Consider the following 18,188-nt stretch of genomic DNA (forward strand, 5'->3'; position numbering starts at 1 on the left):
CGCGTGGGCGGCATCAATGGCTACGAAGGACTTGGGCAACAGTCGCGACGTTGTGGGCGAGGTGCAGCGGATTGATGGTCCCGACAATAGCACTGGCCACCCCCGGGTGTTCAAACAACAATTCGAAGCTGGCGCGTACCGGGTCCACGCCCGGGCTCAGGCAGACGTGGCCGCTGGCCAGGGCTTTTTTGACCAGGATCGCTTTGCCGTGAGCAGCAGCATAGTCAATGACTGGCTTCTCGTTCTGTTCGTTCAGATTGTAGGTGACCATCGCGCAATCACCTTGTTCCAGAGCCTTCAAGCCGCCTTCGACGGTTTTTCCGGAGAAACCGAAACCGCGAATCTTGCCTTCGCGCTTGAGCTCGGCAAGGGTCGCATAGACCTCGCTGTCATTGAGGATTGCCAGGTCGTTGCCATCGGAGTGCACCAGCACCAGATCGATAACATCCGTCTCCAGCCTTTGCAGGCTGCGCTCCACCGAGAGGCGAGTATGGGCGGCGCTGAAATCGTGGTGCGACTGGCCGTCGACAAACTCTTCGCCAACCTTGCTGACGATCACCCAGTCCTGACGCTGACCACGCAGCAACGGGCCTAGACGCTCTTCGCTGCGGCCATAGGCCGGCGCGGTATCGATCAGATTGATGCCCAGATCCTGCGCGAGTTTGAGCAGCATGCGCGCTTCATCATCGCCGGGGATCTGGAAGCCGTTGGGGTATTTCACCCCTTGATCGCGGCCAAGTTTCACCGTGCCCAGGCCCAGAGGCGATACCAGCAGGCCGGTGCTGCCCAGAGGGCGATGCAGATCGTGCAGGGTGGGTTGGCTCATGGCAGCAGTTGCTCCCAGGCAGGGACGCCCATTGGCGGTTTCGGCAGCGGTGGCAATGTCGCCGTCGGGCCGGGCTGGATTCCGTCGCGGTCAAGGCTTGCCATAACCCGGTCCGCGAAGTCTGGCGCCAGCGCCAGTTTGGTCGGCCAGCCAACCAGCAAGCGGCCCTGTTCGGCAAGGAACGCATTGTCCGGGCGGGTCAGTCCCGATTGCAGCGGCTCGGCGCGATCCACGCGCAAGGTTGCCCATTGCACCGTGCTCAGGTCGATCCATGGCAGCAATTGGCCGAGCTCTTTCTGCGCAGTGGCGATTTGTTCGGCGGGTTCGCGGGCAACACCTTCGGCTTCGGCGATATCGCCGCCCAGATACCAGACCCATTGGCCATCGGCGGCCGGATGAGTGGTGACGGTGATGCGCGGTTTGGTGCCGCCGCCCAGACAGTGGGCGTACAGCGGTTTGAGGCTTGGGCCTTTGGCGATGATCATGTGCAACGACCGGCGCTGCATGGCGGGCTGGCTCAGCCCCAGTGCTTCGAGCAGCGCCGCCGTGCCGGCCCCGGCGCTCAGGACGATGCGCTGGGCACGGATCTCGCGCTCGTCGACTTTCAGGCCGACCAGTGTTCCATCCTCCAGCAACGGTTCGATCTTCTGGCCGGCAAGCAAACCATCGCCCGCCAGTTCGGCCAGGCGCCGGATCAGGCTCGGTACGTCAACCACCAGTTCCGCCAAGCGGTAGACTTTGCCCTTGAAGCGCTTGTCTTGCAGGGCTGGCGGTAGCTGCTCGCCCTTGACCTGATCGACCCGCCCGCGCACGGCTTTGCTGGCAAAGAAACTGGTGAGGTTGCCGGCGAGGGTGCCGGGGGACCAGAGGTAATGGGCTTCGGACAATAGACGCACACCGGACAGGTCCAACTCGCCGTCACCGGCCAGCGCTTCGCGCCAGCGACGCGGCATGTCGGCAATGGCTTCCGAGGCGCCGGTCAGAGCACCGTGCAGCGCGTACTTGGCGCCGCCGTGGATGATGCCCTGGGACTTCAGGCTTTGCCCGCCACCGAGGCTGGCGCTTTCCACCAGCACGGTCGAAAAACCCTGGCGGCGCAGGCGCGCATTCAGCCAGAGGCCGGCGACACCAGCGCCGACAATCAGTACGTCGGTGGAAATAACGGATGGCATGCAGCGACCTCAGTGTTCAAGACGAGGGCGCAGTATATACAAGGGAGGCGGGTTTGATGTCTGTAGGAGCTGGCTTGCCAGCGAAAGCGGTGTGCCAGATACGGCCATTTCGCTGGCAAGCCAGCTCCTACAGGCCTTAGTGTCCGGCGCTCTTGGAGAACAGCTGAATAACCACAACCCCCAGCACAATCAGCGCCATCCCCAGCATCGCCGGCACATCCAGCTTCTGCCCGTAGATGAACAGCGCCGCGACGCTGACCATCACAATCCCCATGCCGGCCCACACCGCGTAGGCCACGCCCACCGGAACGCTGCGCACCACCAGGGTCAGCATCCAGAAAGCAATGCCGTAACCGACAATGACCAGCAGCAGCGGCAACGGCGTGCTGAAACCCTTGACCGCTTTCATCGAAACGGTAGCGATCACTTCGGCGCAGATGGCGATGGCCAGGTAGTAGTAAGCGGTCATGGGTCAATCCTCGTGTGAAGTGTTGCTCTCTGAGGTCGGCATTCTAGAGATTCGCCAGATGCGGTAAAGTCATTACCTATCTGTTCTAAAGATGGGTTGAGCCATGAACATGCAATGGAATCTGGAACAGCTGCGCTTGTTTGTCAGCGTCGCGGAACAGCGTTCGTTTTCCGCGGTGGCGCGGGATCAGCGCAAGGCACAGTCGGCGGTCAGCAGTTCGATTGCGCTGCTGGAAGAGGACCTGGGTGTCAGCCTGTTCGATCGCAGCAGTGGTCGTCAGCCGAAACTCACCGAAGCCGGCACCGCCCTGCTTGAAGAGGCGCGGGAAGTGCTGCGCCAATGCGAGCGCCTCAACGGCCGCGCATTGGCGATGATGCGTGGCCAGGAAGCGAGTCTGCGGGTGGCTCAGGACGAAGCAATGCCCTATCAAGCGGTGGTTGAAAGCTTCGAGGCCCTGGCGGAAAAGTTTCCCAGCCTCGAAGTGCAACTGACCAGCGCCGCCCAGGGCGATGTCGCGCGTAAATTAGTGGAGCGCCGGGCCGATCTGGGCTTGTTGTTCTATCACGAACAGATTCCCGAAGCCCTTGAGCGGCGGGTGCTGGGCAGTGTCGAAATGGTCACGGTGTGCGGCGTGGGGCATCCCTTGGCGAAGCAGGCGCAGATCGATTGCCAGCAAATGGCGCAGCATCGACAGTTGCTGATGTCCACGCAGTCCAGCGTCTATCCCGGCAACGAGCCGGCCAGCCCGCAGGTCTGGCGCGCCGACAGTTTCTACGTGATGGCTGAATGGGTGATGCGCGGTCTCGGCTGGGCCTGGCTGCCGCGACATGTGGTGCAGTACCCGGCGTACCAGAATCAGATGGTCGAATTGACCAGCGAATGGACTCCGCCGGCACTGATTGTCGAACTGGTCTGGCGCCGCGACGAGCCCCTCGGCCCGGCGGCTCGTTGGCTGGCGGAACGTTTTGCCGTGCACTTGCAGGCGATCGGCTAAAAAACCGATAAACTCCGCCGCCATGAATAGAACTCTCTATACCGCGCTGTTTTACCTGGGGCTGCCATTGGTAGCGATTCGGCTTTGGCTGCGGGCGCGCAAGGCGCCGGCGTATGCCAAGCGCATTGGCGAGCGTTTCTCTCTCTCGCTGCCGGCGATGAAGCCGGGCGGCCTCTGGGTGCACGCGGTGTCGGTGGGCGAAAGCATCGCCGCGGCGCCGATGATTCGTGCCTTGCTGCAACGGTATCCGACGCTGCCGATCACGGTCACCTGCATGACCCCGACCGGGTCCGAGCGCATCCAGGCACTGTTCGCCAACGAGCCGCGCATTCAACACTGCTATTTGCCTTATGACTTACCCTGCGCAGCAAAGCGGTTCCTTGATCGGGCCCGGCCGAAGCTGGCGGTGATCATGGAAACCGAGCTCTGGCCCAACCATATCCACCAATGCGCCAAACGCGGGATTCCCGTGGCGCTGGCCAACGCGCGACTGTCCGAACGTTCGGCCAAAGGTTATGGCCGCTTCCATAAACTGACTCAGCCGATGCTCGCCGAGATGAGCCTGTTCGCGGTGCAGACCGAAGCCGAGGCGCAGCGCTTCCGGGATTTGGGCGCACGCCCGGAAACCGTCGAAGTAACCGGTTCGATCAAGTTCGACCTGACCATCGACCCGCAACTGCTGCAGCGTGCTGGCGAATTGCGTGCGCAGTGGCAGGCGCAGGATCGCCCGGTATGGATCGCCGCGAGTACACATGAAGGTGAAGATGATGTGGTGCTGACTGCCCATCGTCGACTGCTGGCCAGTCACCCCGATGCCTTGCTGATTCTGGTGCCGCGTCATCCGGAGCGTTTCAACCCGGTATTCGAATTGTGCCGGCAGCAGGGTTTCGCCACAGTGCGGCGTTCGATGGGCGAGCCGGTCACCGCAGGCACTTCGGTGCTGCTGGGCGACACCATGGGCGAGTTGCTGTTTCTCTATGCGTTGGCCGACAGCGCGTTTGTCGGTGGCAGTCTGGTGCCGAACGGCGGTCATAACCTGCTGGAGCCGGCGGCCCTGGCCAAACCGGTGCTCAGCGGGCCACACCTGTTCAACTTCCTCGAAATCGCCGCACAGTTGCACAGTGCCGGGGCGTTGGCCGAGGTCGAAGATGCCGAAGGTCTGGCGCTGGCGGTGCAGCGGCTGTTCGAATTGCCGAGCGATGCGCAGCGGATGGCGGAGGCGGGGTTGAAGGTGATGCGCACCAACCAGGGCGCGTTGCAGCGGTTGCTGGATGGGTTGGGCAAGTTGATCAAGCCCTGACCTTGTAGGAGCCAGGCTTGCCGGCGAAGGCGCTCTTAAGGACGCCTTCGCCGGCAAGCCTGGCTCCTACAGGTCCTGTGTCAAGGACGGGCTTTGAGTTGTTCCGCCGCAGCCTTGGCCAGATCCGGTGGCAGGAAGTCCTTGTCCGGGTTGTAGTCGGCTTTGAGATAACGCGTCAGGTCCTGCAAGTCCCCCGGGTTCAAAGTACCGGCGGCCTGTTTCAGGCGCAGGTTGTCGAGGATGTAGTCGTAGCGGGTGTTGTTGTAGTTGCGCACTGAGGTGTACAGCTGACGCTGGGCATCGAGCACGTCGACGATGTTGCGCGTCCCCACCTGATAACCGATTTCGGTCGCTTCCACCGCGCTCTGGTTGGAGATGATCGACTGTCGGCGTGCCTGCACTTGTTCGACGTCGGTGTTCACGGCACGGTGCAGGTTGCGGGTGTTTTCCACCACCTGACGACGCAGCGCTTCGCGTTGTTGTTCGGTCTGACCCAGCCGTGAGTAAGACTCGCGCACCTGGGAACTGGTCAACCCGCCGCTGTAGATCGGGATGCTCAATTGCAGGCCGACAGTGCGCTGCTCGACATCACCGCCGTAACGCACGCCGTTCGGGTTCGGATTGGTAAAGCCGAGGGCGTCGTTGTCACCTTTCTGGTATTGCGCGACCGCATCCAGGGTGGGCGCATGTCCGGCCTTGCGCTGCTTGAGAGTCTCCTCGGCGGCGCTCACCGCGTAGTTGCTGGCCAGCAAATTCAGGTTCTGTTTGGCGGCGGTATCGACCCAGGCCTTGGCGTCGTTCGGTGCTGGCGGCAGGATCGGCAAGGTATGGACGATGCCCTGGATCGAGTTGTACTGACGGTTGGTCAAGGTGATCAGCGCTTCGAACGCGTCATCTACCTGACGCTGCGCGAGAATCCGGTTGGCCCGCGCCGTGTCGTAACTGGCTTGGGATTGCAGCACGTCGGTCTTGTCCGACAGGCCGACATCGAAGCGCTCGTTGGACTGGTCGAGTTGACGCTTGAACGCCGCTTCTTCGGCCTTGGTCGAGGCCAGGGTGTCCTGGCTGCGCAGTACATTGAAGTAGCTTTCGGCGCTTTGCAGGATCAGGTTCTGTTCGGTGGCCGAGAGTTGCAGGGCGGCCTGTTCGTTGACGTCCTTGGCGGCCTGCAACTGGAACCAGCGATCGGCGCGGAAAATCGGCTGCGCGAGGGTTGCCTGATACACCGTGCCACTGCGGGTCGAGGTCAGCGATGGCTGATCGAGCTCGGTGCGAGTGTTGTTCAGGTCGGCACCGGCGGACAGGTTGGGCAGCAACCCGGCGCGGGCCTGGGGTACGACTTCCTTCTGGGCGCCATATTGGGCGCGGGCGGCAGCGATGTCGGCATTGTTGTCCACCGCTTCCTGATAGACGCTGACCAGATCGGTCTTGGTCGATAAGGGCGCTTCTGCTGCCCAGGCCATTCCATTGGACGCACAAGACACGGCAAGGGCCAGTGAGAGTTTGCGCAGCATGAGCCATCCCTAAACATTACGCTGATAATTTGAGCGCCAAGGCTACGGCGCGGCGCCCTGCAGCGTCAAGGCGCAGCACAGCGTAGCGAGTGTAGTTGCACGCTCGTACGACAACAATCCTGTAATTGCGCCATTCATCACGGTGTTTGCTGTGGAGTTGGCGTTCTTTGCCGGTTGTGTCTAGACTGGCCGGGTTCTTGTCGGGGTGCCTTGCTATGAGGCTGAGATCGAATAATTTCGGATCCCGTTGAACCTGATCAGGTTAGCGCCTGCGTAGGGAACAAGATTTCTCGTCACCCGGCGAGTCCTCTTGTGCTTCGTCCGGGATGTTGTTCGACAATCGAACACCCCTCGAGCATCGAGCACAGCACAGCTGGTTTTCCAGCACCCGTGCGTCCATTCGTTTACAGGTTCGCTCCGACAAAAAATCCACTGCCTGGATGTGTGTCTGGAGAGCCCGTGATGACTACAAAATCAAAAATCGAAACCAATCTGAGTGACTCGGCCAAGGTCGATCAGCAATCGGTTCAGCCGTTTACCCGCTCGCAAAAAATCTATGTCCAGGGCACACGCCCGGACATCCTCGTGCCGATGCGCGAAATCAGCCTGGACGTGACCCCGACCGACTTCGGCGGTGAAATCAACGCGCCGGTGGTGGTGTATGACACCTCGGGCCCGTACACCGACCCCAACGTTGTCATCGATGTGCGCAAAGGCCTCGCCGACGTGCGTTCACCGTGGATCGAATCCCGTGGCGATACCGAGCGTCTGCCGGGTCTGAGCTCCAATTTCGGTCAGGAACGCCTGGCCGATGCGGAATTGACCAAGCTGCGTTTCGCCCACGTGAACAACCCGCGCCGCGCCAAGGCCGGGGCTAACGTCAGCCAGATGCACTATGCGCGCAAAGGCATCATCACCGCCGAGATGGAATACGTCGCCATCCGCGAAAACATGAAGCTCGAAGTGGCCCGTGCCGCGGGCTTGCTGGACCAGCAGCACGCCGGTTACAGCTTCGGCGCCAGCGTACCGAAAATCATCACGCCGGAATTTGTCCGTGAAGAGATCGCCCGCGGTCGCGCGATCATTCCGGCCAACATCAACCATACCGAACTGGAACCGATGATCATCGGCCGTAACTTCCTGGTGAAGATCAACGGCAACATCGGCAACAGCGCCTTGGGTTCGTCCATCGAAGAAGAAGTGGCGAAACTGACCTGGGGCATTCGCTGGGGTTCGGACACGGTCATGGACTTGTCCACCGGCAAGCACATTCACGAAACCCGCGAATGGATCATCCGCAACTCGCCGGTGCCGATCGGTACCGTGCCGATCTATCAAGCCCTGGAAAAAGTCGGCGGCGCTGCTGAAGACCTGACCTGGGAACTGTTCCGCGACACGCTGATCGAGCAGGCCGAGCAGGGCGTCGACTACTTCACCATCCACGCTGGCGTGCTGCTGCGCTACGTGCCGCTGACCGCCAAACGCGTGACCGGTATTGTTTCCCGTGGCGGTTCGATCATGGCCAAGTGGTGCCTGGCGCACCACAAGGAAAACTTCCTCTACACCCATTTCGAAGACATCTGCGAAATCATGAAGGCCTACGACGTCAGCTTCTCGCTGGGCGATGGCCTGCGTCCGGGCTCGATTGCCGACGCCAACGACGCCGCACAATTCGGTGAGCTGGAAACCCTCGGCGAGCTGACCAAGATCGCCTGGAAGCACGACGTGCAGTGCATGATCGAAGGCCCGGGCCACGTGCCGATGCAGTTGATCAAAGAGAACATGGACAAGCAGCTTGAGTGCTGCGACGAGGCGCCGTTCTACACCCTCGGCCCGCTGACCACCGACATCGCCCCAGGCTACGACCACATCACCTCCGGTATCGGTGCGGCGATGATCGGCTGGTTCGGTTGCGCCATGCTCTGCTACGTGACGCCGAAGGAGCACTTGGGCCTGCCGAACAAGGATGACGTGAAGACCGGGATCATCACCTACAAGATCGCGGCTCACGCTGCCGACCTTGCCAAGGGGCATCCAGGCGCGCAAATTCGCGACAATGCCTTGAGCAAGGCGCGTTTCGAATTCCGTTGGGAAGACCAGTTCAACCTGGGCCTGGACCCGGACACCGCGCGCTCGTACCACGATGAAACCCTGCCGAAGGATTCGGCCAAGGTCGCGCACTTCTGCTCGATGTGCGGGCCGAAATTCTGCTCGATGAAGATCACCCAGGAAGTCCGTGAATATGCGGCCAACCAGCGGATTGAAACGGTCGATGCCGAAGTCGCCCAGGGATTGGCGGAACAGGCCGAGCGATTCAAACAGGAAGGCAGTCAGTTGTACAAGAAGGTTTGATCCCGTACTGATCGTTCCCACGCTCCGCGTGGGAATGCCTCCTGTGACGCTCTGCGTCACGCCGTTCTTGGGACGCGGAGCGTCCCGGGCTGCATTCCCACGCGGAGCGTGGGAACGATCACATCACCCCTTTTGAGGCTGGCGCTACTCTTGTCCTACAGGTAGTCCTCAGCTACGGCCTGGAAACAGCTCGGGCTTGAGAATGCCGTTCAGGCGCGGGTAGGGGATCTTCAGTTCGACGTGGCCCAATGCGTAAGGCGCAACGGTGCTCACTTCGTACTTGAGTATCACCCCACCGTAGGTCAGCGCCACGTTCTGGGTTTTCACGAAGGGCCAGCTCTTCACGAATTCCGGTTCCTGATCGAGCTTGGTGCTGATCAGCCAGCTGTTATGCGCCACTTGGGCCGCTTTCCAGAACGCCTCTTCCTGTCCCGGGATCAACATCTCCGAGAGGGTCAGCACTTTACGCTGCTGACGTGAATAGTTGATGAAACCGCGGCCCGGCGTGCCATGGGCACCGCCGGTGTCCAGGTAGCTGGACAATTCAACGATCACCAAGCCGTCATGCTGCTCACGTACTTTGGCTTGCAGATAGCTGCTGTAGCGCGGGCCGGCACTGCTCAAAAACTGCTCGCGATACGCCGCCAGTGTCGGCGCGACAGGGGCGTCGGGCGTGGTGCGGGTCATTTGCAGCAGGCGTTTTTCGATGATGCCATCCAACGCAGGCTCGTCCGGGAAACGCAGTGTATCGATGTTTACCAGCGGGCAATCAGGATTGGCACAGCCTGGTTTCAGCTGTTCGGAGGCGTCGCGGGTGGTTTCCAGCGGCACTCGGTAATTGGGCTGAAACAAACTCTGGCAAGCGCCCAGGATCAGGGCGATGGCGGCCACGGAGGCGACTTTAAAAAGCGACATGGGCGTCCTTTATGAAACAGGGAAGGCGAAAAGTTACCCGCTTCGACTCTCAACGAAGCAGTCAGTTCGCCACTAAGCTAATTAGAGTTGGTTTCGCCCTCACCGTCTATCCCGCTGACTGGAAAGGGGCTGCATCAAACATCGCGGGCGCGTTAGGATGGCGCGAAGTCGAGGTTGCACGTAACAATGCAAGTAACAAAAAGGAACCTCGTAACGGATTTGCAGTAAAGAGGATAGTCATGACTGATTTTGCCAACGCCATTCCGACCGCCGTTGATATCGTTCGGCGCGAAAAGTGCTACGAGGGTTTCTACAAGCTCGATCGCGTGCACTTGCGCCACGAATTGTTCGCCGGGGGCATGAGTCGCGAGATCAATCGTGAACTGTTCGTGCGCCATGATGCGGTGTGCGTGCTGCCTTACGATCCGCAGCGCGATGAAGTGGTGCTGATCGAGCAGTTTCGCGTCGGCGCCATGGGCAAGACCGACAACCCGTGGCTGATCGAACTGGTCGCCGGTCTGATCGACAAGGATGAAGTACCGGAAGAAGTTGCTCACCGCGAAGCGCAGGAGGAAGCTGGGCTTGTATTCGGGGCACTCTGGCCGATCACCCAATATTTTCCATCGCCGGGTGGCAGTAACGAATTCGTGCATTTGTATCTGGGGCGTTGCGACAGTACCGGGGTTGGCGGCCTGCATGGGCTGGAGGAAGAGGCAGAAGATATCCGCGTCACGGTCTGGGCCTTCGAAGATGCCCTGCAAGCCGTACGCGACGGACGTATTGCCAACGCGCCAAGCATCATTGCCTTGCAATGGCTGGCTTTGAACCGCGTTGAAGTGAGGGGGCTATGGTCGTAAACAAGCTGCGCGATCGCTACCGGATCGACCTCGTAGGGCTGCAAGCCTCCTGCGAGGCCAACTACGCGCGCCTGATGCGACTGCTACCGGACATGCGCAACGAGCCGCAGGCACGACGCATTGCAGTGACCCATGGCGACCAGATGCTAGGTGTGCTGGCCCTCGAAGTGCTGCAGGTCTGTCCGTACACCACGACGCTGCAAGTACGCCAGGAACACAGCCTGCCGTGGCTGCCGGTTCCTCAACTTGAAGTTCAGGTCTATCACGACGCTTGCATGGCCGAAGTGGTCAGCGCCGAACATGCAAGACGCTTCCGGGGCATCTATCCTTACCCGAACGCCGCGATGCATCAGCCGGATGAAAAGGCTCAGCTCAATCTGTTCCTGGGGGAATGGCTGAGTCACTGTCTGGCATGTGGGCACGAGTACGCAGTCGTTCGGTAGTTGTGAACTGCGTCCGGTTCACAGGTTTCCTCTTTTGATTGTCCCCCAGCATAATTGCGGCCCTTAACCACCCCGTGATCACGCCCTGGGAGAACGCCTTGCCGAGCGTATCCACATTGACCACCGCCGATCCGGCGTTGCTGGTGCAACTCTCCGACAGCCATCTGTTTGCCGAGGCGGACGGGACGTTGCTGGGCATGAATACCCACGACAGCCTGCAACAGGTCATTAAGCTGGTATTGAAGCAGCAGCCGCAGATCGATCTGATGATTGCCAGTGGCGATCTTTCACAGGACGGGACGCTGGAGTCATATCAACTGTTTCGCGACCTGACGCGGCAGATCGAAGCGCCGGCACGCTGGATTCCCGGTAATCATGACGAGCCGCAGATCATGGCCAAGGCAGCAGTGCAGAGTGCATTGCTGGAGCCAGTGGTGGATATCGCTAACTGGCGAATTACATTGCTCGATTCTGCGGTGCCAGGTTCGGTGCCAGGGTATTTGCAGGATGAGCAATTGCAATTGCTGGCTCGCTCGTTGAGCGAGGCGCCGCAGCGGCATCATCTGGTGTGTTTCCATCATCATCCGGTGTCGATCGGCTGTGCGTGGATGGAGCCGATCGGGTTGCGCAATCCAGAGGCATTGTTCGCGGTGCTGGATCGCTTTCCACAGGTGCGTGCGGTGTTGTGGGGGCATGTGCATCAGGAAATAGACCAGGTGCGCAACGGTGTGCGCCTGATCGCCTCGCCCTCGACCTGCATTCAGTTCGAGCCGGGCAGTGACGATTTCAAGGTGAGCGAGCAGGCGCCGGGGTATCGGTGGTTGCGGCTGTTGCCAGATGGCGGGCTGGAAACAGGTGTTGAGCGCGTCACCGGTTTCGATTTCCAGGTCGATTACGGCTCCAACGGCTACTGACCTTCACCTCGGAACGGCGGCGCTCCTCAAGCATGGATCAAACGGAGCACTTCTGTGATGAGGCCCGTTGCAAATCGTTGTGCCTGAATCCGCTCCTCCGACGTGTCTTCGTTATCGCCGTGCATAAACTGTCCATATAGAACGGGGCCGGTCAGAAGGTAGCCTTCCACACCATTTCCCTCTGCGAACTTTCTTTGCAAGGCATCCAAACCGGCATCCAGGGCTTTCTTATGCTCCCCACTTTGGATTTTGGTCAGGAATCGGCTGGCTACATGTTCTGGAGGACCGGCGTATTGCATCACATGAATCATATCGCCGGCGTCCTTGGGTTCGCCGCGGCTGTCGAATGCAAGTGCTTTGAGGATGATGAAGGCCACCAGGTCCGCATACCGAATATCCTCAACCGCGATGCCTCTACCATCCAGTAGCTTTGCGGTTACACGCTTTTCTTCGTACCAGTCGTAGGTGATTTCGGCGTGTTCGATAGCGAGAGCGGATACCTCCTCACCATCAATCGAGATTTTCGAGAAAGGCTTTTGGTCTCCCGCACCCCTTAGAAACTCAACCAGAACAACATGCTGTTCCGAAATGCGTCTTTGCCATCGCCAGGCTGAAGCCCACCCGTTCTCTTCCATGAAGCGTTCGAAGCCGCGTTCGCTCAATTGCTGGGCCAGCGACGCGTAGCCCTCGCCGTCAGCGATCACTTGAAGATTAAGCACTACGTCTACATCGGACGTGCCTGCATGCGGCGGGATATCCGGAAGTGCCTCGGGCGTGAGATATCGTGGTACTAGTCCGCCTACCAGCCGGATTGTGGATTTCAGCGTTCCAAATGCGCCCAGAAGCGTAACGAGGACTTGCTCACAAGCGGTTGTGTGATCGTTGGAATAACCGTCAGCTGTTTTGGGCTTCGGTGCCAGTGCCATCATCAAATCCTCAAAATGTCTGCGCGCAATTGTGCGGCAAGCTCTTTGTTTCTTCCTCGACCATTTTGTAGGTCGATGTATTGGATGAACGGGCTAGCGAGCCATGTCCCTTCATGTTCTTGCCGGAACAACATCTCTGCACCGTTACGTTCAATCAATATGACATTCGAGCCTTTCTCGGCAGGCTTGAGCGCCAAGGCTTTTACAAAGTCACTGACCGACTCTGGAGGAACCGCGATGTCAGCGACATCCACGCCGGTTAAAAGAGGTGATAGGGCGTTCGCTGCGATGGGGCCCGTAAATGCCCAATCCTCTGAGATGTTTGCCTTCATGGCCGTCTGCGAGATCTGGGTGAGGAGGTGTCTGGGGTTTGAACAGAATAGATACCAGCGTGATGTCCTTTCTTTGGATTTCTGCCGGGCCGATACCCACGCATCAAGTAACTTTCCTGGTTGGGTCAGCTTCCTGCGCTGATCCCGACCCCGGCCTTCAGAAGCTACTATCCATTCAAGCCTTTCGAGTTCTTTGAGGACGATTGAGACAGAATAGACAGAAGTTTCAGATGCATCTGCAAGCTGGTATCCAGTGAACCAATCACCTTTGAGGTGAAGCAGAGCGTGTACCACTTTTTCTCTCGAGCTGCTGAAGAGAGAAACCGGGCCGTGCTCACGACCACCAGAGTGCGGCCGTTCGATGTTTATCAGCCATCGCCCATGCCGCAAATACATGGAACCGCTAGCATCGTAATACCCAATGTTCCTGACCTTGAGTTCCTCACGGGCACCTTTGCTCAGACGTTTCGCAATAACCATGGGCACAACGTTTGCCTCTGGAGCATTTCGGGGTAGCCGCGCGCGATATCCCTCAAGAGTCCACGCCGCGTTTCTAACATCGCGAGGATAGCCCTCGTTCAACATTTCGATGGGAATGTGCCACTGGCTTTCAGGCGTATTGACCTCTACAACGGCATCAAGCGAATGGCCTGCACTTGGCACTTCATAAGCGATGTTGGTCACTGCGACGCCAGCCGCCTCCTCAAGCGCCGAAGCGAAACTGGTTAGCAGATTTTTCTCAAAATGATCTGGATCATTGGTGGGCATGGGGAATTCCATATGACTAGGCGGTTTAAGGCCTTTCGTTATCGAATAAGGATAGGTTATCTGTTCAGATAAACAACGTAATTTCTCCATATTGTTATCGAAAAACGCTTCGTTATCTGTACGGCTAACAAGGCAAATTTTGATAACGAATGGTTGATTAATCCGTAGCGGTGGCTGGCGAAGCAGTGCCAATGGTCAGTTGAGGGAAGGGGTGCATTTATTTGCAGCGAGTTTAAAGCTATCTAACCACTGGCCCCAACACGCCCCGACTCCCTGTAAACTCCGCTTTCTTCAGCCGACACCCAGGGAGCTCAAATGTCTGGTTCGATCCTTTATATCCACGGTTTCAACAGCGCGCCGGCGTCGAAAAAGGCCTGTCAGTTGATCAATGTGATGGAACGGCTGGGCTTGAACGATCAGTTGCGTGTGCCAGCCTTGCATCACCATCCTCGCGAGGCCATCGGTCAACTGGAGCAGGCGATTGCCGGGCTGGGGCGGCCACTGCTGGTCGGCAGCTCACTCGGCGGCTACTATGCGACTCACTTGGCCGAGCGCCATGGCTTGAAAGCCCTGCTGATCAACCCTGCCGTCAGCCCGCACCGGATGTTCGACGGGTTCCTGGGGACGCAGAAAAACCTGTATACCCATGAGACTTGGGAAATGACCCACGACCACGTGACGGCCCTGGCCGAGCTGGAAGTGCCGGCGCCCCAGGATCCGCAGCGGTTTCAAGTGTGGTTGCAGACCGGCGATGAAACGCTGGATTATCGCCTCGCCCAGCAGTATTACCGGGCCTGTGCCTTGCGCATTCAGGCGGGCGGCGACCATAGTTTCCAGGGTTTTGCCGAGCGATTGCCGGCAATGCTGAGTTTCGCCGGCATCGGCGCAGATTTGTATCAGGCGATTGATTTCACAGCACTGTGATTTGTCGCCTCTTTTTCAGAACATTCTTTTTCACAGAACACTTTTTACAGGCGGACGACGAGACCCCATGGCCACTCCCAGCGCTAGCTCTTATAACGCAGACGCCATCGAAGTCCTCTCGGGCCTCGACCCGGTGCGCAAACGCCCCGGCATGTACACCGACACAAGTCGGCCGAACCACCTTGCCCAGGAAGTCATCGACAACAGCGTCGACGAAGCCTTGGCCGGGCATGCGACGTCGGTGCAGGTCATCCTGCACGCCGATCACTCTCTGGAAGTCAGCGATGACGGCCGTGGCATGCCGGTGGACATTCACCCGGAAGAGGGTGTGTCGGGTGTCGAGCTGATCCTCACCAAGCTTCATGCCGGTGGCAAGTTTTCCAACAAGAACTACCAGTTCTCCGGCGGTTTGCACGGGGTGGGTATTTCCGTGGTCAACGCCTTGTCGACCGAAGTCCGGGTGCGTGTAAAACGTGACGGCAACGAATACCAGATGACTTTCGCTGACGGTTACAAAAAGACCGAGCTGGAAGTGATCGGCACCGTCGGCAAACGCAACACCGGCACCAGCGTGTTTTTCGCGCCGGACCCGAAGTACTTCGATTCACCGAAATTCTCCATCAGCCGCCTCAAGCACGTGCTCAAGGCCAAGGCCGTTCTGTGCCCGGGGTTGCTGGTCAGTTTTGAAGACAAGGCCACCGGCGAGAAAGTCGAATGGCATTACGAAGACGGCCTGCGCTCCTATCTGGTGGACGCGGTCAGCGAATTCGAACGCCTGCCGGACGAACCGTTCTGCGGCAGCCTGGCCGGTAACAAAGAAGCGGTCGATTGGGCGCTGCTGTGGTTGCCCGAGGGCGGCGACAGCGTTCAGGAAAGCTACGTCAACCTGATCCCGACGGCCCAGGGCGGTACGCACGTCAACGGTCTGCGGCAGGGTTTGCTCGACGCCATGCGTGAGTTTTGTGAATTTCGCAGCCTGTTGCCGCGTGGTGTGAAGCTGGCGCCGGAAGACGTCTGGGAGCGCATCGCGTTCGTCCTGTCGATGAAGATGCAGGAGCCGCAATTCTCCGGTCAGACCAAGGAACGCCTGTCATCCCGTGAAGCGGCAGCGTTCGTTTCCGGTGTGGTCAAGGATGCGTTCAGCCTGTGGCTCAACGCTCATCCGGAAATGGGCATGCTGCTGGCGGAATTGGCGATCAACAACGCCGGCCGTCGCCTCAAGGCCAGCAAGAAGGTCGAGCGCAAACGCATTACCCAAGGTCCGGCGCTGCCGGGCAAGCTGGCCGACTGTGCGGGGCAGGACCCGATGCGTTCCGAGCTGTTTCTGGTGGAAGGTGATTCCGCCGGCGGTTCGGCCAAGCAAGCGAGGGACAAAGAATTTCAGGCGATCCTGCCATTGCGCGGCAAGATTCTGAACACCTGGGAGGTCGACGGCAGCGAAGTGCTGGCCAGCCAGGAAGTGCACAACATCGCCGTGGCCATCGGTGTCGACCCGGGCTCGGCGGACATCGCCCAGCTGCGTTACGGCAAGATCTGCATCCTCGCCGACGCCGACTCCGACGGTCTGCACATCGCCACGTTGCTCTGCGCTTTGTTCGTTCAGCATTTCCGCCCGTTGGTGGATGCCGGTCACGTCTACGTCGCCATGCCGCCCCTGTACCGTATCGACCTGGGCAAAGAAATTTACTATGCCCTCGACGAGGCCGAGCGCGATGGCATTCTCGACCGCCTGGTAGCCGAGAAGAAACGCGGCAAGCCACAGGTCACCCGATTCAAAGGTCTGGGCGAAATGAATCCGCCGCAGCTGCGCGAAACCACCATGGACCCGAACACCCGGCGTCTGGTGCAGTTGACGCTGGAAGATTTCGACGCGACCTCGGAAATGATGGACATGCTGCTGGCGAAAAAACGTGCTGGCGATCGCAAGTCCTGGCTGGAGTCCAAGGGCAACCTGGCCGAGGTTCTGGGCTGATGCGATTTGGCTGGGCCCTGGTGTGTGCGTTACTGCTGACTTCGGTGACGGTTTCCGCGCAGCCTGCACCCGAACTGCGCCTGTTGTCCGAGCATGCCGTCGACGGCATGCGTGGCGGCAATCTGTCGGGGCTGGCCCAGTGCGGCAAGGATCTATGGACCGTTTCGGATCGTGACGATGATCAAATCTATCGCCTCGACACCCGCAATAACACCTGGCTAGCCGAAAGCGTGCGCATTGACGTACCCCTGGTGCCCGACAGCGGTTTGCCCTGGGGCTTGCGTTCGCGGACCTGGGCGGCGTCGTTCGTGCGGGGCGGGAACCTGGATTTCGAAGGCATCACCTGCGACAGCGTTGGCAATCGTTATATCGTCAGCGAAGCGCACGCCGCGGTGCTGCAAGTTCCGCCAATCGGGCCGGCGTCCTGGCTGAAAATCTCACCGATACTGGTTCGCGAAGCGCGGGCCAGTGGCATGCTGTTGCACTTCAATGCGTTGTTCGAAGGCCTGACGATCAATCCGGCCGGTGACACGCTGTGGCTGGCCGCTGAGCGTGAGCGCCGTGGTTTGCTGCGGATCAAGCGCAAACAAACAGTGTGGGACTGCGACGGTGGCTGTGTGCTGCTGAGTGAAGCGGGGGACGAAATGCAACCAGCGCAATTTCCCAAGGCCCGTGCGCGCTCCCGGGATTTTGCCGATCTGTCCTTGTTCGACGGCAAGCTGTTTACCCTTGAGCGCAACGCCTTTCAGGTCTGCCGCCGTGATGCGGTGACGGCCAAGGTCGAGCGCTGCTGGTCGTTTGCCGGCGAGGCGTTGCAGGAAAACCGTCGTTATTCACAGCCCTTTGGGCTGGCGGAAGCGTTGATTGTGGACGCCGACGGCGCCTGGATCGGCATCGACAATAACAACGGCGCACGTAATGACGGGGAAAAACGCCCGATTGTCTGGCGTTTTACCGCGCCTGAAGGTGGCTGGAGCGCCAAGCCATGAGTCAACAACCACCGGGCAAACGCGCCGGTCGGGTGCTGATGATCCTGGCCTGGTGCGCCGCATTGTTTCTGGCAACGCGTTTTTTCGGTCAATGGGAAGAGCGCCAGCAAAACCCGAACGGGGTGGTCAGCTCTGAGCAGGGCGAAGGTTTTATCGAAGTAAAACTGATCGGCAACAGTCAGGGGCATTTTGTCGCCAGTGGCCAGATCAACGGCCAACCAGTAGATTTCATGCTCGATACTGGGGCCACCGACGTTTCGATCCCGGCCAGTCTGGCCGAGCGGCTGAAACTGGAAAAAGGTTTCGGGGTGACCCTGAGCACGGCCAATGGCTTGAGCCAGGGTTATCGAACCCGCATCGATCGGCTGCAACTGGGCGACATTGTGTTGCGTGATGTTCGCGCGCTGGTTGCGCCAGGCCTGGAAGGCAATCAGGTGCTGCTCGGCATGAGCGCACTGAACAAACTTGAATTTACCCAGCGCGGTGGCACCATGCTGCTGCGCCAGACCACGAAATAATGA

17 protein-coding genes and 1 riboswitch are annotated in these 18,188 nt (G+C 59.5%); of the genes, 10 read left to right on the forward strand and 7 right to left on the reverse strand.

Annotated features, from left to right (window positions below; all coding sequences use genetic code 11):
- Window positions 1-13: 13 nt before the first annotated feature.
- The 3 genes from MEB48_RS10995 to MEB48_RS11005 form a co-directional block, all read right to left on the reverse strand.
- Window positions 14-826 carry an aldo/keto reductase gene (locus MEB48_RS10995; RefSeq protein ID WP_237884282.1) on the reverse strand — a complete coding sequence of 271 codons (813 nt, stop codon included), beginning with the start codon at window positions 824-826 and terminating at the stop codon, window positions 14-16.
- On the reverse strand, window positions 823-1,998 hold the full coding sequence (locus MEB48_RS11000) for an NAD(P)/FAD-dependent oxidoreductase (protein ID WP_237884283.1): 1,176 nt from the start codon (window positions 1,996-1,998) through the stop codon (window positions 823-825). Before MEB48_RS11000 ends, MEB48_RS10995 begins: the two co-directional genes overlap by 4 nt.
- 136 nt (window positions 1,999-2,134) lie before the next feature.
- Window positions 2,135-2,467 (reverse strand): DMT family transporter, encoded by a 333-nt coding sequence (locus tag MEB48_RS11005; protein WP_237884284.1) that lies wholly within the window; start codon window positions 2,465-2,467, stop codon window positions 2,135-2,137.
- Window positions 2,468-2,570: 103 nt separating this feature from the next.
- On the opposite strand from MEB48_RS11005, the gene MEB48_RS11010 reads away from it, so the two are divergent.
- Both MEB48_RS11010 and waaA read left to right on the forward strand, forming a co-directional pair.
- The gene (locus MEB48_RS11010; protein ID WP_237884285.1) at window positions 2,571-3,461 is read left to right on the forward strand and encodes a LysR family transcriptional regulator; all 891 of its coding nucleotides are present in this window, start codon (window positions 2,571-2,573) and stop codon (window positions 3,459-3,461) included.
- A gap of 22 nt (window positions 3,462-3,483) precedes the next feature.
- Entirely contained in the window at window positions 3,484-4,761 is a 1,278-nt protein-coding gene (gene waaA / locus MEB48_RS11015) for a lipid IV(A) 3-deoxy-D-manno-octulosonic acid transferase (protein WP_237884286.1), read from the forward strand.
- Window positions 4,762-4,841: 80 nt separating this feature from the next.
- Here waaA and MEB48_RS11020 read toward each other — a convergent pair whose 3' ends face one another.
- Window positions 4,842-6,275 (reverse strand): TolC family outer membrane protein, encoded by a 1,434-nt coding sequence (locus MEB48_RS11020; RefSeq protein ID WP_237884287.1) that lies wholly within the window; start codon window positions 6,273-6,275, stop codon window positions 4,842-4,844.
- Between the two features lie 191 nt (window positions 6,276-6,466).
- Window positions 6,467-6,572, forward strand: a riboswitch (TPP riboswitch).
- A 165-nt stretch (window positions 6,573-6,737) separates the two neighbouring features.
- Between MEB48_RS11020 and thiC the strand changes: the two genes are divergently transcribed.
- Window positions 6,738-8,627, forward strand: a complete 1,890-nt coding sequence (gene thiC / locus MEB48_RS11025) for a phosphomethylpyrimidine synthase ThiC (protein ID WP_237884288.1) — start codon at window positions 6,738-6,740, stop codon at window positions 8,625-8,627.
- A 168-nt stretch (window positions 8,628-8,795) separates the two neighbouring features.
- Here the strand turns inward: thiC and MEB48_RS11030 are convergent, their stop codons facing one another.
- Window positions 8,796-9,542, reverse strand: a complete 747-nt coding sequence (locus MEB48_RS11030; protein WP_237884289.1) for an RsiV family protein — start codon at window positions 9,540-9,542, stop codon at window positions 8,796-8,798.
- Between the two features lie 239 nt (window positions 9,543-9,781).
- Between MEB48_RS11030 and MEB48_RS11035 the strand changes: the two genes are divergently transcribed.
- The 3 genes from MEB48_RS11035 to cpdA all read left to right on the forward strand — a co-directional run bounded on the left by MEB48_RS11035 (window position 9,782) and on the right by cpdA (window position 11,756).
- Window positions 9,782-10,399 (forward strand): NUDIX domain-containing protein, encoded by a 618-nt coding sequence (locus tag MEB48_RS11035; protein WP_237884290.1) that lies wholly within the window; start codon window positions 9,782-9,784, stop codon window positions 10,397-10,399.
- On the forward strand, window positions 10,390-10,842 hold the full coding sequence (locus MEB48_RS11040; RefSeq protein WP_008004854.1) for a DUF1249 domain-containing protein: 453 nt from the start codon (window positions 10,390-10,392) through the stop codon (window positions 10,840-10,842). The genes MEB48_RS11035 and MEB48_RS11040 overlap by 10 nt, the downstream gene beginning before the upstream one ends.
- Before the next feature lie 98 nt (window positions 10,843-10,940).
- Complete coding sequence (gene cpdA / locus MEB48_RS11045) at window positions 10,941-11,756, forward strand: 3',5'-cyclic-AMP phosphodiesterase (RefSeq protein ID WP_237884291.1); 816 nt, start codon at window positions 10,941-10,943, stop codon at window positions 11,754-11,756.
- Between the two features lie 26 nt (window positions 11,757-11,782).
- Here the strand turns inward: cpdA and MEB48_RS11050 are convergent, their stop codons facing one another.
- Window positions 11,783-12,685 carry a hypothetical protein gene (locus MEB48_RS11050; RefSeq protein ID WP_237884292.1) on the reverse strand — a complete coding sequence of 301 codons (903 nt, stop codon included), beginning with the start codon at window positions 12,683-12,685 and terminating at the stop codon, window positions 11,783-11,785.
- Entirely contained in the window at window positions 12,685-13,782 is a 1,098-nt protein-coding gene (locus MEB48_RS11055) for a hypothetical protein (RefSeq protein WP_237884293.1), read from the reverse strand. Before MEB48_RS11055 ends, MEB48_RS11050 begins: the two co-directional genes overlap by 1 nt.
- A 315-nt stretch (window positions 13,783-14,097) precedes the next feature.
- Here MEB48_RS11055 and MEB48_RS11060 point away from each other — a divergent pair, with 315 nt between their 5' ends.
- The 4 genes from MEB48_RS11060 to MEB48_RS11075 all read left to right on the forward strand — a co-directional run bounded on the left by MEB48_RS11060 (window position 14,098) and on the right by MEB48_RS11075 (window position 18,185).
- Window positions 14,098-14,706 (forward strand): YqiA/YcfP family alpha/beta fold hydrolase, encoded by a 609-nt coding sequence (locus MEB48_RS11060; RefSeq protein ID WP_237884294.1) that lies wholly within the window; start codon window positions 14,098-14,100, stop codon window positions 14,704-14,706.
- A gap of 67 nt (window positions 14,707-14,773) precedes the next feature.
- Window positions 14,774-16,678, forward strand: a complete 1,905-nt coding sequence (parE, locus tag MEB48_RS11065) for a DNA topoisomerase IV subunit B (protein ID WP_237884295.1) — start codon at window positions 14,774-14,776, stop codon at window positions 16,676-16,678.
- A complete protein-coding gene (locus tag MEB48_RS11070; RefSeq protein ID WP_237884296.1) occupies window positions 16,678-17,667 on the forward strand; it encodes an esterase-like activity of phytase family protein in 990 nt (329 codons plus the stop codon). The genes parE and MEB48_RS11070 overlap by 1 nt, the downstream gene beginning before the upstream one ends.
- Complete coding sequence (locus tag MEB48_RS11075) at window positions 17,664-18,185, forward strand: retropepsin-like aspartic protease family protein (RefSeq protein WP_095052871.1); 522 nt, start codon at window positions 17,664-17,666, stop codon at window positions 18,183-18,185. The genes MEB48_RS11070 and MEB48_RS11075 overlap by 4 nt, the downstream gene beginning before the upstream one ends.
- The last annotated feature ends 3 nt before the right edge of the window (window positions 18,186-18,188 follow it).

Source organism: Pseudomonas sp. PGPR40 (genome assembly GCF_022014505.1).
Lineage (GTDB): Bacteria > Pseudomonadota > Gammaproteobacteria > Pseudomonadales > Pseudomonadaceae > Aquipseudomonas.

Coding starts and splice junctions, on each gene's coding strand:
- MEB48_RS10995 (WP_237884282.1), bottom strand. CDS start 826: ATGAGCCAACCCACCCTGCACGATCTGCATCGCCCTCTGGGCAGCACC.
- MEB48_RS11000 (WP_237884283.1), bottom strand. CDS start 1,998: ATGCCATCCGTTATTTCCACCGACGTACTGATTGTCGGCGCTGGTGTC.
- MEB48_RS11005 (WP_237884284.1), bottom strand. CDS start 2,467: ATGACCGCTTACTACTACCTGGCCATCGCCATCTGCGCCGAAGTGATC.
- MEB48_RS11010 (WP_237884285.1), top strand. CDS start 2,571: ATGAACATGCAATGGAATCTGGAACAGCTGCGCTTGTTTGTCAGCGTC.
- waaA (WP_237884286.1), top strand. CDS start 3,484: ATGAATAGAACTCTCTATACCGCGCTGTTTTACCTGGGGCTGCCATTG.
- MEB48_RS11020 (WP_237884287.1), bottom strand. CDS start 6,275: ATGCTGCGCAAACTCTCACTGGCCCTTGCCGTGTCTTGTGCGTCCAAT.
- thiC (WP_237884288.1), top strand. CDS start 6,738: ATGACTACAAAATCAAAAATCGAAACCAATCTGAGTGACTCGGCCAAG.
- MEB48_RS11030 (WP_237884289.1), bottom strand. CDS start 9,542: ATGTCGCTTTTTAAAGTCGCCTCCGTGGCCGCCATCGCCCTGATCCTG.
- MEB48_RS11035 (WP_237884290.1), top strand. CDS start 9,782: ATGACTGATTTTGCCAACGCCATTCCGACCGCCGTTGATATCGTTCGG.
- MEB48_RS11040 (WP_008004854.1), top strand. CDS start 10,390: ATGGTCGTAAACAAGCTGCGCGATCGCTACCGGATCGACCTCGTAGGG.
- MEB48_RS11050 (WP_237884292.1), bottom strand. CDS start 12,685: ATGATGGCACTGGCACCGAAGCCCAAAACAGCTGACGGTTATTCCAAC.
- MEB48_RS11055 (WP_237884293.1), bottom strand. CDS start 13,782: ATGCCCACCAATGATCCAGATCATTTTGAGAAAAATCTGCTAACCAGT.
- MEB48_RS11060 (WP_237884294.1), top strand. CDS start 14,098: ATGTCTGGTTCGATCCTTTATATCCACGGTTTCAACAGCGCGCCGGCG.
- parE (WP_237884295.1), top strand. CDS start 14,774: ATGGCCACTCCCAGCGCTAGCTCTTATAACGCAGACGCCATCGAAGTC.
- MEB48_RS11070 (WP_237884296.1), top strand. CDS start 16,678: ATGCGATTTGGCTGGGCCCTGGTGTGTGCGTTACTGCTGACTTCGGTG.
- MEB48_RS11075 (WP_095052871.1), top strand. CDS start 17,664: ATGAGTCAACAACCACCGGGCAAACGCGCCGGTCGGGTGCTGATGATC.